Origin of the sequence: Lentisphaera marina, assembly GCF_028745505.1 — a bacterium.
In the GTDB taxonomy this organism is placed as follows: domain Bacteria; phylum Verrucomicrobiota; class Lentisphaeria; order Lentisphaerales; family Lentisphaeraceae; genus Lentisphaera; species Lentisphaera marina.
Genome location: NZ_JAQZZL010000001.1, coordinates 1958249 through 1972663, shown reverse-complemented (window position 1 = coordinate 1972663; position 14415 = coordinate 1958249). Strand labels below are relative to the sequence as shown.

Here is a 14415-nt window from a genome sequence, read left to right as displayed (position 1 = left end):
ATCGGATGAAAAGGTAGATACATGTTGTGGTCATAAAAGTGATGCTAAACACAACCTAAGTTCTACTTGCTGTGAGCAATTTAATGATTTAAACACAAGCGTTTATAATCATTTTTTAGATCAAAACTCACAAGTGGAAGAGATTCACTCCTTAGCCTTTCATGTTTTTGATGATTTTTGTTTACTAAATAAGTCCCCGCAACAAATTCCATATACCCAAAGTCCTCCTCTTCGAGGTCCCCCTTCCCCTCTTTTTAAGTTACACTGCAGTTATATCTGCTAATTTTATTTCCGCATTACTGCGGATGCTAAGTCGTGCCCTGCTCAAAACATTTATTTGAGTCTTCCCTTTACATTTTAGCCAAAAATAAAATTACTTATATCATGAAAAGTTTATTTGATAATGAAACAAGATCAGATATAAAAACTCCCAAAAGGCGCTTTTTATATCTCATACCCATACTACTAATTTTCTCCATAGCGGCCTTCCTCTTCAGTGCAGGAAAAGAAAAATTCTTTCCTCCCGAGCAATACGATGTCGCACGTGCTCGACTCTCGTCAAGTACACAAACTCAGCAAGAAGGTGAAACTCTTTTCCAAGCCGCAGGCTGGATTCAAGCCAATCCTTACCCCATTAGAGCGACGTCTTTAGTTAGTGGCGTTGTTGAGGAAATCTTCGTCAAGGGCGGTGACCAAGTTAAAGAAGGTCAAGTCCTTGCAAAACTCAATAAAGAAGATTTTGAACTAGAACTTCAAGAAGCTAAAAACAAACTTGTAGAACTAAAGCTCAACTCACAACAACAATTACTGAATATTGAAGTATTAGAAGCTCAAATAAAGGAAAACCTTAGTCTACAAAAAACAGCTAAAGCCATTGCTAGTACCGCAAAAAACCGCAAAGATCGTCTCAAACAATCGGGGCCAGGCACCTCAAAATTCACTCAAGAACAAGCTGAACTGGAGCATATAGAGAAGCTTAACAAAGTCAATGAGTACGACTTCAAAAACCAAGTTATTGAGGCACAGATTAAGCAGAGTAAACAAATTGTTGCCATTGCCGAATCACAAGTAGCGATCCAAGAGGTTCGAATCCAACAGATCGAACTCAATTTAAAACGTTGCAATATTAGTTCACCCGTCAATGGCATCATCCAAAAGATGTATTCTCGCGTCGGTCGCAAACAAATGCTAGGTTCCGATAATGAGGTATCCACCACGGTTGCCGAAATTTTTGATCCTACTCAAATACTTGTAAAAGTCGATGTCCCACTCAATGAATTGAACAAAGTACAAATTGGACAAAAAGCTAGGATTAGCTTAGAATCAATTCAAGAAAAACTATCTGGGCAAGTTATTTCTTTTGAAGGCGAAGCCGATTACCAAAAAAATACTTTGGAAGTACACGTCGCCATTCCTAATGGGCACTTAAAGTTACGACCGGAAATGTTGGCTCAAGTGGAATTCATTTCGTCCCAACAAGCAAAGACTGCTCAGAGTTCTGCTAGTGTATTTATTCATCAACAATGCCTTTTAAACGACAGTTTGTACCTCATTGATTTACAAGGAAAAATTAAAATCCAGAAAGTCACAATTGGCACAGAAAAAAATGGCGATTGGATAGAAATAACTAGTGGTTTACAGCCAGGTCAAAAAGCTATTTATCAACCGAAATCAACACTCAAAGATGGTCTAGCTATAAATACAGGAGTGATCTATGAATAAGACTCTCATATCTTGCCAAGGAATCTCTAAAGTTTATCTCAAAGGCAAACAAGAAATTATTCCACTCAACGAACTTGATTTAGAAATTATCCAAGGTGAATTCCTTGCTCTCATGGGACCATCGGGAAGTGGCAAGACCACCCTGCTCAATATTTTAGCTGGCATTGATTCTCCCAGTAAAGGTAAGCTCTACTTTAATGATCAAGATATTAGCCAACTCAAGCGTCGCCAACTCACCAGTTTTCGCGCAAAAAACATGGCTTATATTTTTCAGCTCTATCACCTCATCCCCGTACTAACGGCATATGAAAATGTTGAATTACCTCTGCTCACTCACCGCATGAGTTCAAAAGAACGCCATAAACGTGTTTGCAAGGCTTTGGAATTAGCGAAAATTGCTGATCGCGCGGATCATTACCCCAAACAATTATCTGGAGGTCAAGAACAAAGAGTAGCCATTGCACGAGCGCTTGTGACTGACCCGCCACTCATTGTTGCAGATGAACCCACGGGCGATTTAGATCAAGAATCTGCTCAAGCCATCCTAACGCTCTTGAAGTCTCTATGCACTGATCTCAATAAAACAGTGGTTATGGTAACTCACGACCCTAAAGCAGCGGCGTATGCCGATCGCACGCTTTTCCTAGAGAAAGGTGTGTTAATTACAGGTGATTATAATGTGGTTCATTAACCTCAGTCTTCTCTCTTTTAAACAGATTAGACGGCATTGGTTGCGTTCTTTGCTGACAATTGCAGGTGCCGCCTGCGGAATGTTTTTGTTTATGACGGTAGAAACTTTTCAAGATGGTTTAAAAAATGCGACTGAAATGCAAGCCGGAGATGACACCTTAGTGGTTTATCGCGATAAGCGTTTTTGTCCCTTCACGAGCCGTTTACCGGAAGACTACTCTAATAAAATTGCTCAAATCAATGGGGTAAAAAGTGTCGTTCCCGTTCAAGTCATTGTTAATAACTGCGGTACGAGTTTGGACACCATAACCTTTCGTGGTTTTCCTGAAGGTGAGTTTCACAATTATTTTGCCGGGAAAGAAATTGATAGCACTTTATTTGATTCATGGAAACTTGCATCAGACTCCGCCATCCTCGGTAAAGAATTTGCTCAACGTCGAGGACTTAAAGCTGGTGATCGCTTTGATGCGGCAGGGATTACGGTAAGAGTCTCTGGCATTATGGAATCAGATGATCCTCAAGATCAAAACACTGCCTTTGTTCATTTGGATTTTTTACAAAAATCCTCTAAGCGTGGTTTAGGCGAAGTAACTCAATTTAACGTAAAAGTGAATGATCATACTTTACTCGATCAAGTGGCTAAGGAGATTGACAATACCTTTCGCTATGATCGTGAGCCGACTCACACACGCCCCGAAAAAGCCTTTATTGCGAACACCGCAAAGGATATGATTGAACTCATCTCTTTCACGCGCTGGCTTGGATTAGCAGCGGTATTAGCCGTGAGCTTTCTAATCACCAACACCGTCATTATTGCCGTCCGTGGTCGTGTGATTGAGAATGCCGTCATGCAGGCCATGGGTTTTCAGATGGAGCACTTGACCTGGATGACTTTAGCGGAAGGCTTGTTCATGGGCATCATCGGTGGCTTTACAGGCATTGCGAGTGCTTACCTCTTTCTAAGTACCGGGAACTTTGCGATTTCCGCAGAGGGACTGAGTATTGTCTTTAACATTCAGTTAGAGACTGTTTTAAAAGCAAGTATTTTAGCGATGATCATTAGTTTTGTCGCGGGTATTTACCCAGCATTCCATTCTATACAGGGCAATTTAGTTAATCGTCTAAGGAGTCACTAATGTTTACTTATACACTCATGAACTTAGTCAAATCACCCTTGCGAAGCCTACAACTATTTGCTAGCTGTTTCCTCGTCTTTATGCTTATTTTATTAGCCTCTTCTTTTCAAGAAAGTATGTCCTCTAGCTTAAAATTTAATAGTGATGACAAAAACGTCATTCTACTAGGTGCTGGTAGTGAAGAGAGTTTAGAACGTAGCGAAGTTCATCAAAGCGCCATCGCAGCAGCACGAACCATTCCCGGCATCAAAAAATCATTTGATCAAAGTGCTGTGTCACCCGAAATTCATTATAATACAGTCTTGCAATTTAACGGTGTTGAAAAAGAAGCCTTGATTCGAGGAGTTCAAAAAAATGCTCTAAATGTTTACCCCGCCCTAGAAATTCAAGAAGGACATTTTCCTAATAGTGGTCAAGTAATGCTCGGACGCTTTGCTTGGAAGCGCCTTGGACTTGAGCCCTCTGAACTTAGCATTGGAAAGAGTATAATTTTTGAAAAGCAAGAGTTTACGATCGTCGGCACCTTTGCGGCTCCTGGAACTTTGATGGAATCGGAAATATGGATCAATCTAAATGATATGATTTCACTTACTCAAAGGGATAGTATATCATCTATAACGCTTCGACTTGATCAAGCCGAGTTCGATGACGTTGATCTATTTGCTAAGCAGCGTCTTGATCTACAAGTCGCTGCAATTAGTGAACAGGCCTACTACGCTAAAGTGAGTTCATTTTATGAACCCATTCAATTCATGGCTTGGTTAACGGCTTTGCTAATTGCCTCCGGAGCATTATTTGGAGGGCTGAATACTTTTTATGCAGCCGTCGAAAGTCGCAAAAAAGAATTAGCCACGCTTCAGGCCATTGGCTTTCAGCGCAGTAAACTGTTCTTATCATTATATGGTGAATCATTGCTGATTCATTTGGCGGCCTACCTCTTTGCCATTGCCTCAGCCATTTACTTTTTCCCCATGGTGAATATCAACTTCGGAAGTACTTTTTTTAGTCTCGGCATCACTCACATACAAATTTTCTTTGGCTTAGCATTAGCAATTGTTCTTGCTTTTGTAGTCATTATTCTCCCTGGATGGCACTGCTTACATCCTCCACTTAATAACACCCTAAACGATTAGGAACTCATTATGAAATACCTCAGCCTCACTTTAGTAGCTCTCAGCCTACTCTTTTTCACCTCTTGCCAAGAAGACAAAGCAAGTACCCCTGCAAAACTTACTGTAGCGGAAATAAAACTCGACCCTACTATCTTTAATCAAAAACTCGAAGAAGGCCTCAAAGTTAGCGAAGCTCGCAAACTCAAAGCAGGTGATCCTGTTACAGTTAGCGGAAAAATCATTGGTGCCCATTCAGTCTTTGTTGATGGTCGAGCTTCATTTATCATGGGAGATCCAGAAGTTCTAACTTCTTGTGATCTCCGCGAAAGTGATAGTTGTAAGTCTCCGTGGGATGTTTGCTGCGCAGATGGCAAAGATATAGCTGCCAACACACTAAGTATTCAGTTAGTTGATGGAAATGGTATGGTTTTAAAAACCGGCCTCAAAGGCAAGAACGGTCTCAAAGAACTCGCACTAGTAGACGTGCAAGGAGTCGTCGCTCCTCAATCAAGTGAACAAGCTATGATTATCAACGCCACCGCTATTCAAGTTAAGCCGTAATTTATTCACAAATATAAAAACTATAATCACACCATAGCGTATCATTCTGCAATAAGCTGGAAGTACTGATTGTTATTTAATACTTCAAGATCCATTAGTAGCCTTATTTTCGAATAGATGATAATTTTTCTCAATAATCTGATAAAATGTCCAGAAAATAGTATTGATGGCGCCATTTGATAGTTTTTTCTGTTACACGAACAAAAATCATAGGTTTATAATAAACATAGATTTATGTAGATATTATAAGACAGATCGTTTAAAATTATTTTGAAAAGACTTTCAAACAAGGGCCACATTATGGATACAAATTATTCACGCAGACAATTTCTCTCTCGCTCAGTACAACTTTCCTCTGCACTTATGATTACCGGTAGTGCGAAAGCCTATGAAAATTCTGATTCGACAAAGGATATGTTTGGCAAAGTACTTCCTCGTCGAAAGTTGGGGAAAACATCTTTAAATCCAACTATTTATACGGTTGGTGGCTGGCATGTGGGACGACATAGTGAACTTAAAGCTCAAGCTATTATTGAAAATGCTATTAAGCAGGGAGTACGTTTTTTTGACACGGCAAATATGTACCAGAATGGTGCGAGTGAAAGGTATTATGGTAAGTTCCTGACTCCAAAGTATGGCAAACATATTGAGATCATGACCAAGAGTACAGCTAAAAATTCTGATCAACTCCAGAAAGATCTCGATCAATCTTTTGAAAGTTTAAAAGTTGACGTCATAGACCTCTTTATGATTCACAGTATTCTTAGTCCTAATGATGTTGATACTCGTCTTAAAAACGGCGTTCTAGATTTATTGATCGATTATAAAAAACGAGGGAAAATTAAGCATATAGGATTCACAGGTCACCGTGATTTTAATGCTCACAAGCATCTACTCGATAAAAACATTCCCGAGATTGAAGCCTGCCTCATGCCCATCAACCTCGCCGACCCATCTTACAAGAGTTTCATTAATAACACGATGAAGACTATGCATGATCGCCAAATGGGTATCATGGCAATGAAATCTCTCTGTAATGGAGGATTCTTTGGCAACGGAAAATCAGGCCGAAAATATCAGGACGTCCCAAGTGTCATTCCCAATAAAGTGAGTATCGCCCAAGCTCACCACTTTGCACTTTCATTACCCATTTCTACTTTAGTTAGTGGAGTCGATGAGCCAGAACAAATCCATGACAACCTCAAAAACATTTGGGCCTTCAAAGCTCTCGATAAAAAAGAGCAAGCTGTACTTATTCAGCTTTGCCAACCGGAAGCACTCACGGGAAAAATGGAAAACTTTAAAGCTTAAACAAAAAAACTAAAAATATTTTCAAAACCAGTCCAAAATTTATAATTACTCACGTTCAACAATGTAAATCAACAGAACTGGAGTAAAAATGAAATTATTGAACTCAATATTAATTTGCATACTAAGCAGTCTTAGTTTTACAACTTATGGATCAATTGAACGTTGGGAAGTTAGTCCGCAAACAGAGCTTTATGAAAATAAAATCAACAGCTTTATCGAAAACATCTCATTGCCAAATGTAAATGATGATGAGCAAAGAGTTTACAGTTCACTGCAAGAATTCACTGTTATTAGCATATTTGATCTTGATTGTCCCCTTGCCCTTAAATTAGTCCCCAAGATACAAAGACTTGAAAAGCAATACCCTGAGGTGGCTTTTACACATATATATATCAATGGCCTGGATAAAGACGAAGAAGTCATCACCGAATTCAAGAGGCGTGAATATAGGGGGCAACTTCTCTTCGACAGGAATGAAAATTTCATCAATACCCTCAAGGTAAAAACAACCTGTGAAAACTTTATCATCGACAAAAGCGGAACCCTGCTTTACAGGGGTGCCATTGACGATCAGTATGGCATTAATATCGTTAAAGACTCAGCCGAAAACCATTACCTCAGAAATGCCCTAGTTTCAGCCCTGAAAAATGAAGATATTACTTATGCCCTTACTGGTGCTCCAGGGTGCATGATTGATTCAGAAAACAAAGAAGTAGCTAAGCAGGAAATCACTTATCATAAGCACATCGCAAGGATCATGCAAAACAAATGTCAGCAATGCCACCGCGATGGAGGTGTAGGCCCTTTCAAACTCATGTCTTATTCTCAGGTAAAACGACGCAGTAAAATGATTGATTATGTGGTTCAAAAAGGAATCATGCCTCCTTGGTTTGCCGAAGAAGGCGGTCCGTGGCTTCACAATTTTGATCTATCTCCTAAAGAAAAGCGGGACTTGATTAGCTGGATCAAAGACGGAACTCCAGAAGGTGATATTGCTCATGCTCCACTAACTAAAGTATGGTTTACTGAGGGTGAGATCAAAAATCCTGACCTCGTCGTTAAGTTCCCCAAGGTTCAAGTTCAGGCCGAGGGTTTCATGAAGTACAAGCACCTCATTGTAAAAGTCCCCATTACAGAAGATAGATGGGTGAAGTCTATCGAGACGAGAAGTGAAAACCCTCAAGTTCTTCACCATGCTTTAAGCTTTGTGACGAAAAATAAAAAACAAAAGAACGTTAATGCACTTAAAGGTTATTTCTCCGGCTATGTCCCTGGAACCTCAACTCAAACTTATCCGGATGGCATGGGTAAACTCCTGCCCAAGGATTCATATCTAATCATTCAGCTTCACTACACTCCCAACGGAACTCCCGTAGAAGATCAGATCTCACTATTTTTTAAGTTCTATGACGAAGCACCTAAACACAAAATAGAAGTAAAATCTGCCTTTAGTACAAAAATTAACATCCCCCCTCACGCGGACAATCACGTCATTGTGGCCGAGCACAAGTTCAATAGCGCTGGATATCTAACGGCTTTTAACCCTCATGCTCATCTCCGTGGAAAATCATTCAAATATGAACTACTTGAACCCAATGGTAAAAAGCAGACTGTACTCAATATTCCTCATTATGATTTTAACTGGCAGATTGACTACCAACTAGCCAAGCCTCTTTATGCCCCTTCAGGGTCTAAATTAATTGTCACCGCTGCCTACGACAACTCATCAAACAACAAAGCAAATCCAAACCCCAATGCTAGAGTTCGAGCTGGAGATCAAACGGATGATGAGATGATGATTGGTTACTTCAATTGGTATGCCGAAAACCCCGATGCATATGCTGCTAATGAAAAACAAGCAAACACAGCAGACTTGCCTCAAGTTGTGAAAACTTATACAATAAACCTTAAGAAAAAGGTACTTGCGGGTGAAATGAACCGTGTACAAGCTGTAAATTCGGTCAAGAAAAACATTCGCAAAGGGGTCAGAAATGGTGACTTTACATCAGAAGACGTACCCGCAATTGTTGCCTACATAAAAAAAGAATTAATGGACCTCTAAAATGAAGTACATATTTAAAAACGCCTTATTCTCCTGCCTGTTTTTCATGATTATGACCTGCGTCTTCGCAGCAAATCAACAAGATAAGATCAAGCAAAAAATCTTGCTCAGTTTTGATAAATTGGATGCTGACAAAAACGCTTCCCTGTCTTTTCAGGAACTCAGTGTTTTGAACAAAAAAATCCCGAAAGCCAAACAAAAACAGTTCGGCATGTTTTTAAAGTCTTTAGATAAAAACTCAGATCAGGAAATCAGTAGAATGGAACTAAAAACTCAGTCAACAAATCAAGCGATGTCCTATAAAACTAAAAAGCAATCGGGGGAAAGCGAAACAAGTTTAGCTAGAAAAACTCACCTCAATGTAAAATACGGCGATCATGAGCGCAATGTTCTGGATGTGTGGTTGGTTAAATCGCAGGAGCCGGCTCCCTTAGTCATCTATATCCACGGTGGTGGCTTTAAAGGCGGCGACAAAAAAAAGGGAATTCGTTACCGTGATAATTACTTAAAAGTAGGAGTCTCCTTTGCTGCCATAAACTACCGTTTTCTGCCCCAGTCTGACGATGGGGTTTTTGGTTGTTTTAATGATAGTAAGCGCGCTCTGCAGTTTATAAGTAGCAAAGCACAAGAGTGGAACCTAGATAGATCAAAATTTGCCTTACTTGGAGGAAGTGCAGGCGCAGGCACCTCCCTCTGGCTTGGGTATAAAGACGACATGGCCGACCCCGACCATAGTGACCCAATCATGCGAGAATCTACTAGAGTTTCCGCTGTGGCGGTCACGGCGACTCAATGTACTTATAATTTTAGCAAATGGTCGACTCTTTTTGACACAAAACCTCAGCCGGGAACTGAAATCATTTTAGCCGATTTTTATGGAGTCAAAGTCGATGAACTGAAGACAAAAAAAGGCCAGCGCCGCATTGAGGATGCTGATCTTTTAATTCATATCAGTAAAGATGATCCGCCTCTCTATGCTAAAAACGCAATGCGCGGTGGGAAAGTGGATATCAATGATCAAAATCACGTAAATCACCACCCTCTCCACGTGAAAGCATTAAAGGATAGAGCACTGGAAGTAGGCTTAAAGCATCAATGCCATGCTCAGGCTTTAGGTATTGACGACAAGCCTGGAGACGATAGCGCAGATAGCTTTTTAATCCGTGAATTAAAGAACTAAGCCCCAGTAAAATGGAATTATCTAAACTTGGGATATAGAATTAGGAAGTAGTATTTAAGTATTTTAATTCATAATAAAATTAAGAGAGAAAAATGGTTCCATTATCATGAATGATGACAAAGACTTTTTTGATTCCATGAACCCAAATCTCTCGAGTTTTTATGAAAGCGATGAAACTGATGAGCCGGACTCAAAAGATCATTTATTTCCCATCCAGGATGAACTCAAAAAACTTGACTCCAAATTTGCTGAGGAAAAGCCCGTTAGCTCCGGCAGCATGAAGGAAATTTTTGAAGTCCAGGACCTGCCCAGTGGCCGCAAGGTGGCCAAAGCAAAACTAAAAAATAGCTCAGACCCAAAAGCCGTAGAAAGCTTTCTTCGCGAAGCCCGTTTAACGGCTTCACTCCAGCACCCAAACATCATCCGCATTTACGATATCGCCTACGATGACTACCCCTGGTTCAGTATGGAGTTGATTGAGGGCCAGTCACTTGAGGAACATATAAAGAGCGAATCTTATAATGAATGGCCACTCTACCAAAAACTGGATGTTTTTAATAAAATATGTGATGCTATTGCTTACGCTCACTCAAAAAACATCTTACATCTAGATATAAAACCTGATAATGTGAGGCTCGGACCCTATGGCGAGGTTATTGTCTGTGACTGGGGACTGGCTCACATCATGTACTCCGACGATATTCAATTAGAGGATTACCGCCTTGAAAAAATGAACCTGGAAAATGATCAAACTATGCATGGTTATTTCCGTGGAACACCGGGCTACATGGCACCAGAAAGGATAGATAATAAAAAAACTGTTCAATCAGATATTTTCTCTTTGGGAGCGCTACTTTATACACTACTTAATGGCCACATGCCTTTTACCGGAAAGAGCACCAGCGAAATTATCAAAAACACTGTTGATGGCAATATCCTTCAAGCTGATCAAAATTTAGCTGTGGGCATTAAGTCTGTTTATGAAAAATCCCTTAGGCCCAGCCCTAATGATCGCTACACTTCCGTTTTAGAACTCCAGAAAGATGTGGACAAATTTAGAAAGGGCTTTGCCACCAGTGCTGAAAACGCCGGGTTCCTCAAACAAATGCAACTCGTTTGTAAACGAAATAAATTAACTTGCTCTTTGATAGCTTTATTCATAATAATCACCGGTACCATCACAGTCAATTACATCTATGACATTCAACGAGGCAAACGAATTGTTCTTAATCAAAAACTCAAAGCTGAAAAAGAACAGCAGGACAAAGAAGAAATTGCTCGTCATTTTTCAGCCTTACTGGTCGAATCTACAAAGAACAATACTCATGGCTTTGATTTGAAAAGATCAATTGAATATCTCGATTACGCAGTAAGTCAGCACCCGGAAAATTCGGAAGCCTGGCTGGTCAAAGGCTACTCACATTTTATTGGCCATGAATTCGATAAAGCGTACGACGCTTTTGAGAAATCTAATTTGGATAATGACGTTCGAGAAGTACAGAAAATATGTTTAAAGTATTCAGGTCACCAAGGTCTCTTACCAATAGATAAAACCCTGGAACTACTCACAGACTTTGGAGAACTTTCCAAGCTGGTTTTGAGCTTTTTTTTTATTTACGATGGTCAGGTACGACCACTTAGTGAGCATAGTCAGGTGGTAGAGTTCTACCTGGCAAAAAGAAACAAAACAACAAAGCTGAATTTTCATTATCTAAACAATGAATTAGACCTTTCGAATAACTCCAGTTTATTTAATTTGGATAGTGATTTAGTCCCTGACTCGAAGAGCTTTAACCTACTTAAGTTCCTCAATCTAAAGCAACTTAATTTGAGTAATACAAATTTCAGTAACCTCAACCAATTAAGCGAACTTGAACTTGAGAGCATTGACTTGAGTCACACTCCCGTCATGGACCTTAGACCACTTCTTAAAATCAAAGAACTCAAAGAAATCACCCTATCACCCAACCAGGGGAAAATCACTCGAGGAAAATGGCCCTTTAAGATTAATTTCAGTGACAATATCCAAAGTACTAAGAAGGTTGAGCAGGCAGTTAAAAGGCTGCTCCAATCTTTCGAAGCCGTGGACTTAGATAAAAGTGGTGAACTCTCTTTAAGTGAACTACTAAATTCGTCCAATGCTTATGGAGAACGCGAATTAAGAGCTTTTCATTTTATTGCTGATAAGGATAAAAACACAAGCTTATCAGTCGAAGAGATTAATGATTTTGATTTCAAGGAATTTTATAAAAAATCTCCTAGGCTTACTCCAAGTCCTGACGTAAAACCTTAACTTCTTCTATCAAGCGCGCCTTCACTCGGTTTTTGGACTTATAAACACTATTTTCCTTAAGCCCCAATTCCTGAGCAATGTCACTCACACTTTTGCCCTCAAGAGTCATTTCAAATACCTCTATAGCCTGCCCCGGAAAGTTCTGCTTAATTCGATTCATCGCCATGTTGGTGATATAACTTTCCCATTCCTTCTGCATAATCTCATCCATATCGTGTTCTGAATAAGCTTGTACCGGCTCCATAGAAGCCTTGTCAATTTTATTTGCATGGCTTTGAGCTGATCTTATATAAGTCACCACCCTATTTTTGATAACTGTACTCAGCCAGGTTCGAAAACGCGCTTTATCCGGATTGTAGTTAAATTCAGGCAGTTTATTCCAAACCTTAAAAAGAATTTCCTGAACTAAATCCTCCGTCTCCGAATGACTTACATTCATGCGCCGAATAACTACGTAGATATAGCGTTGATAGATATCGGTAAAAGTCTGCCAAGACTCCTCATCATGCTTATCACGTAAACGCTCTATTAAAGTCTGCCGCGTCTGATTCATAAACTTTTACTACCTCATTATTATCAACAAGTCTCCTTGACTCATGCTTAGTTTAGCTCAAATCGGGGCCCATTTAAATGTTTAACGCAAACAAACTTCCTTTTTGGACTCAAGCATTAAAATTTTTTGCAAAACTTATTTTTGTTTGAGGTTAATCCAGCCAAGTCTTGGGGTACTCGGAATTTCACCTTTCCATTTATTGAGTAAAGCTTTCAATTCCTGAACTTTTTCAGGGTAGTCATCATGAACATTACGTGATTGATAAGGGTCTTCTTTTAAATTGTAGAGTTGAGCCTTTGACGCATCAGTTTTTACTTTGCCATTCTCTACATCACTATTAATCTGTTTGGTCAATTTATGGGCAGCGGCTCCACCTAGTAAATGCTCTCCAATCTTTTTTCCTTGAAAGCCTCCTTCATCTTGATGAGGAATATAAACCCAAGTTCCTTTTCGAATCGATAAATGTTTTGGACTATTGGGGCATATGAGAAGCTCATTTCGTAATGGTTTCGTGGACTCACCGCGAAGTTCTTGAAGTTGATTAATACTATCATGTTTATTACCTTCAGGGATTGTTACTCCTGTGATCTCCGCAAAAGTAACAAATAAATCGAGCTGACTTATTAAAGTATCAGACACCGTTCCAGCTGGTACTTTACCAGGCCACTTAACGATAAATGGTACACGGTGACCACCTTCCCAAGCACCAAACTTAATACCTAAGAGATTACCATTAATTCTATGCCCTGCTTTCCAGGCTTGCTGACCACCCTGATTGAGCATTCCACCATTATCACTCGTAAAAACGATCAAGGTATTATCTAACTGCAATTCATCTAGAGTTTGAGTCACTTGACCCACAATCCAATCAAGCTCGTGGATGAAGTCTCCATATATACCACATTGACTCGTTCCCTGAAATTGCGGATGTGGTGTGAATGGGTGATGAATATTAGTCGTTGCCAGATACATAAAGAAAGGTTGATCTGCTTTCTCTGACTTATGCTTTCTAATCCAGCCTACTGCTTTTTCAGCAAAAGTTGTTCCTACATACTCATCTCTATATAGTAAGTGAGCTTTTTCTGCACCTCCTATATTACCCATCCCCTTTTCAGGCCATTTTTGAGTCTTTGGCTTACCTTTTACAAAAGGATCCTTGGGATCATAGTCCACTACAGAGTGATTTTCCACATAGACATAAGGTGAACCACTATTGACTGTGGGCATTCCAAAATAATAATCAAAACCAATTTCCAATGGCCCTGGCTTCAATGGCTTATTCCAGTCGCAGCGTTTCTCTCCAAAACCTAAATGCCATTTTCCAATCACCGCTGTTGCATAGCCCGCCTTTTTCATTAAACTGGCAATATTTTCCTGATCTCGTTCAATAGTCAGCGCCTGAGTATTGGGCGTAGGGCCCCAGAAATTTTTTCTGATGGGATATTTTCCAGTAAGAAGGCCATACCTGGATGGTGAACAAACTGCAGAAGGTGAATGAGCATCTGTATAACGACGACCTTTTTTAGCTAAATCATCAATATTTGGCGTCTGAACTTTTATTGCACCATAACAACTCAAGTCACCATAGCCCAAATCATCCGCATTAATCAGAATTATATTGGGTTTTTCCGAATTTGCAGAAAGTTTAAAACTCAGTAAAAAGCAAATTAATATTAAAGTATTTATCTTATAAAACATTTTTTTTTCCATTATTACTATAAACAAATTAAAATAACCATAAACAACTTTAAATAAGATATTTAAGTTGATAACGACCTATACGCATACGACTAAA

The 14415-nt window shown here is 39.6% G+C and carries 11 protein-coding genes; 9 read left to right on the top strand and 2 right to left on the bottom strand.

Annotation, left to right across the window (positions count from 1 at the left end; all coding sequences use genetic code 11):
- The first annotated feature begins 384 nt into the window (after positions 1 to 384).
- From PQO01_RS08115 to PQO01_RS08075, 9 genes are all read left to right on the top strand, one after another.
- Positions 385 to 1722 carry an efflux RND transporter periplasmic adaptor subunit gene (locus PQO01_RS08115; protein ID WP_274313521.1) on the top strand — a complete coding sequence of 446 codons (1338 nt, stop codon included), beginning with the start codon at positions 385 to 387 and terminating at the stop codon, positions 1720 to 1722.
- Positions 1715 to 2413: an ABC transporter ATP-binding protein gene (locus PQO01_RS08110; RefSeq protein WP_274313520.1), complete on the top strand. Its 699-nt coding sequence runs from the start codon at positions 1715 to 1717 to the stop codon at positions 2411 to 2413. Before PQO01_RS08115 ends, PQO01_RS08110 begins: the two co-directional genes overlap by 8 nt.
- On the top strand, positions 2400 to 3548 hold the full coding sequence (locus PQO01_RS08105; RefSeq protein ID WP_274313519.1) for an ABC transporter permease: 1149 nt from the start codon (positions 2400 to 2402) through the stop codon (positions 3546 to 3548). The genes PQO01_RS08110 and PQO01_RS08105 overlap by 14 nt, the downstream gene beginning before the upstream one ends.
- On the top strand, positions 3548 to 4681 hold the full coding sequence (locus tag PQO01_RS08100) for an ABC transporter permease (RefSeq protein WP_274313518.1): 1134 nt from the start codon (positions 3548 to 3550) through the stop codon (positions 4679 to 4681). The genes PQO01_RS08105 and PQO01_RS08100 overlap by 1 nt, the downstream gene beginning before the upstream one ends.
- A 9-nt stretch (positions 4682 to 4690) precedes the next feature.
- Positions 4691 to 5221 (top strand): hypothetical protein, encoded by a 531-nt coding sequence (locus PQO01_RS08095; protein ID WP_274313517.1) that lies wholly within the window; start codon positions 4691 to 4693, stop codon positions 5219 to 5221.
- Between the two features lie 300 nt (positions 5222 to 5521).
- A complete protein-coding gene (locus PQO01_RS08090) occupies positions 5522 to 6532 on the top strand; it encodes an aldo/keto reductase (RefSeq protein ID WP_274313516.1) in 1011 nt (336 codons plus the stop codon).
- 88 nt (positions 6533 to 6620) lie between these two features.
- Entirely contained in the window at positions 6621 to 8594 is a 1974-nt protein-coding gene (locus PQO01_RS08085) for a monooxygenase (RefSeq protein WP_274313515.1), read from the top strand.
- A gap of 1 nt (position 8595) precedes the next feature.
- Positions 8596 to 9774, top strand: a complete 1179-nt coding sequence (locus tag PQO01_RS08080) for an alpha/beta hydrolase fold domain-containing protein (protein WP_274313514.1) — start codon at positions 8596 to 8598, stop codon at positions 9772 to 9774.
- A 106-nt stretch (positions 9775 to 9880) separates the two neighbouring features.
- Positions 9881 to 12067: a serine/threonine-protein kinase gene (locus PQO01_RS08075; RefSeq protein WP_274313513.1), complete on the top strand. Its 2187-nt coding sequence runs from the start codon at positions 9881 to 9883 to the stop codon at positions 12065 to 12067.
- On the opposite strand, the gene PQO01_RS08070 is transcribed toward PQO01_RS08075, so the two are convergent.
- Entirely contained in the window at positions 12039 to 12620 is a 582-nt protein-coding gene (locus PQO01_RS08070; RefSeq protein ID WP_274313512.1) for an RNA polymerase sigma factor, read from the bottom strand. The two genes, PQO01_RS08075 and PQO01_RS08070, sit on opposite strands and share 29 nt — an antisense overlap.
- A gap of 135 nt (positions 12621 to 12755) precedes the next feature.
- Positions 12756 to 14318, bottom strand: a complete 1563-nt coding sequence (locus PQO01_RS08065; protein WP_274313511.1) for a sulfatase family protein — start codon at positions 14316 to 14318, stop codon at positions 12756 to 12758.
- Between the last annotated feature and the right edge of the window lie 97 nt (positions 14319 to 14415).

What these genes read in the sequence shown, in the direction of transcription:
- PQO01_RS08065 (WP_274313511.1), bottom strand. Translation starts at nt 14,318, where the DNA reads ATGTTTTATAAGATAAATACTTTAATATTAATTTGCTTTTTACTGAGT.
- PQO01_RS08100 (WP_274313518.1), top strand. Translation starts at nt 3,548, where the DNA reads ATGTTTACTTATACACTCATGAACTTAGTCAAATCACCCTTGCGAAGC.
- PQO01_RS08095 (WP_274313517.1), top strand. Translation starts at nt 4,691, where the DNA reads ATGAAATACCTCAGCCTCACTTTAGTAGCTCTCAGCCTACTCTTTTTC.
- PQO01_RS08115 (WP_274313521.1), top strand. Translation starts at nt 385, where the DNA reads ATGAAAAGTTTATTTGATAATGAAACAAGATCAGATATAAAAACTCCC.
- PQO01_RS08105 (WP_274313519.1), top strand. Translation starts at nt 2,400, where the DNA reads ATGTGGTTCATTAACCTCAGTCTTCTCTCTTTTAAACAGATTAGACGG.
- PQO01_RS08085 (WP_274313515.1), top strand. Translation starts at nt 6,621, where the DNA reads ATGAAATTATTGAACTCAATATTAATTTGCATACTAAGCAGTCTTAGT.
- PQO01_RS08090 (WP_274313516.1), top strand. Translation starts at nt 5,522, where the DNA reads ATGGATACAAATTATTCACGCAGACAATTTCTCTCTCGCTCAGTACAA.
- PQO01_RS08080 (WP_274313514.1), top strand. Translation starts at nt 8,596, where the DNA reads ATGAAGTACATATTTAAAAACGCCTTATTCTCCTGCCTGTTTTTCATG.
- PQO01_RS08110 (WP_274313520.1), top strand. Translation starts at nt 1,715, where the DNA reads ATGAATAAGACTCTCATATCTTGCCAAGGAATCTCTAAAGTTTATCTC.
- PQO01_RS08075 (WP_274313513.1), top strand. Translation starts at nt 9,881, where the DNA reads ATGAATGATGACAAAGACTTTTTTGATTCCATGAACCCAAATCTCTCG.
- PQO01_RS08070 (WP_274313512.1), bottom strand. Translation starts at nt 12,620, where the DNA reads ATGAATCAGACGCGGCAGACTTTAATAGAGCGTTTACGTGATAAGCAT.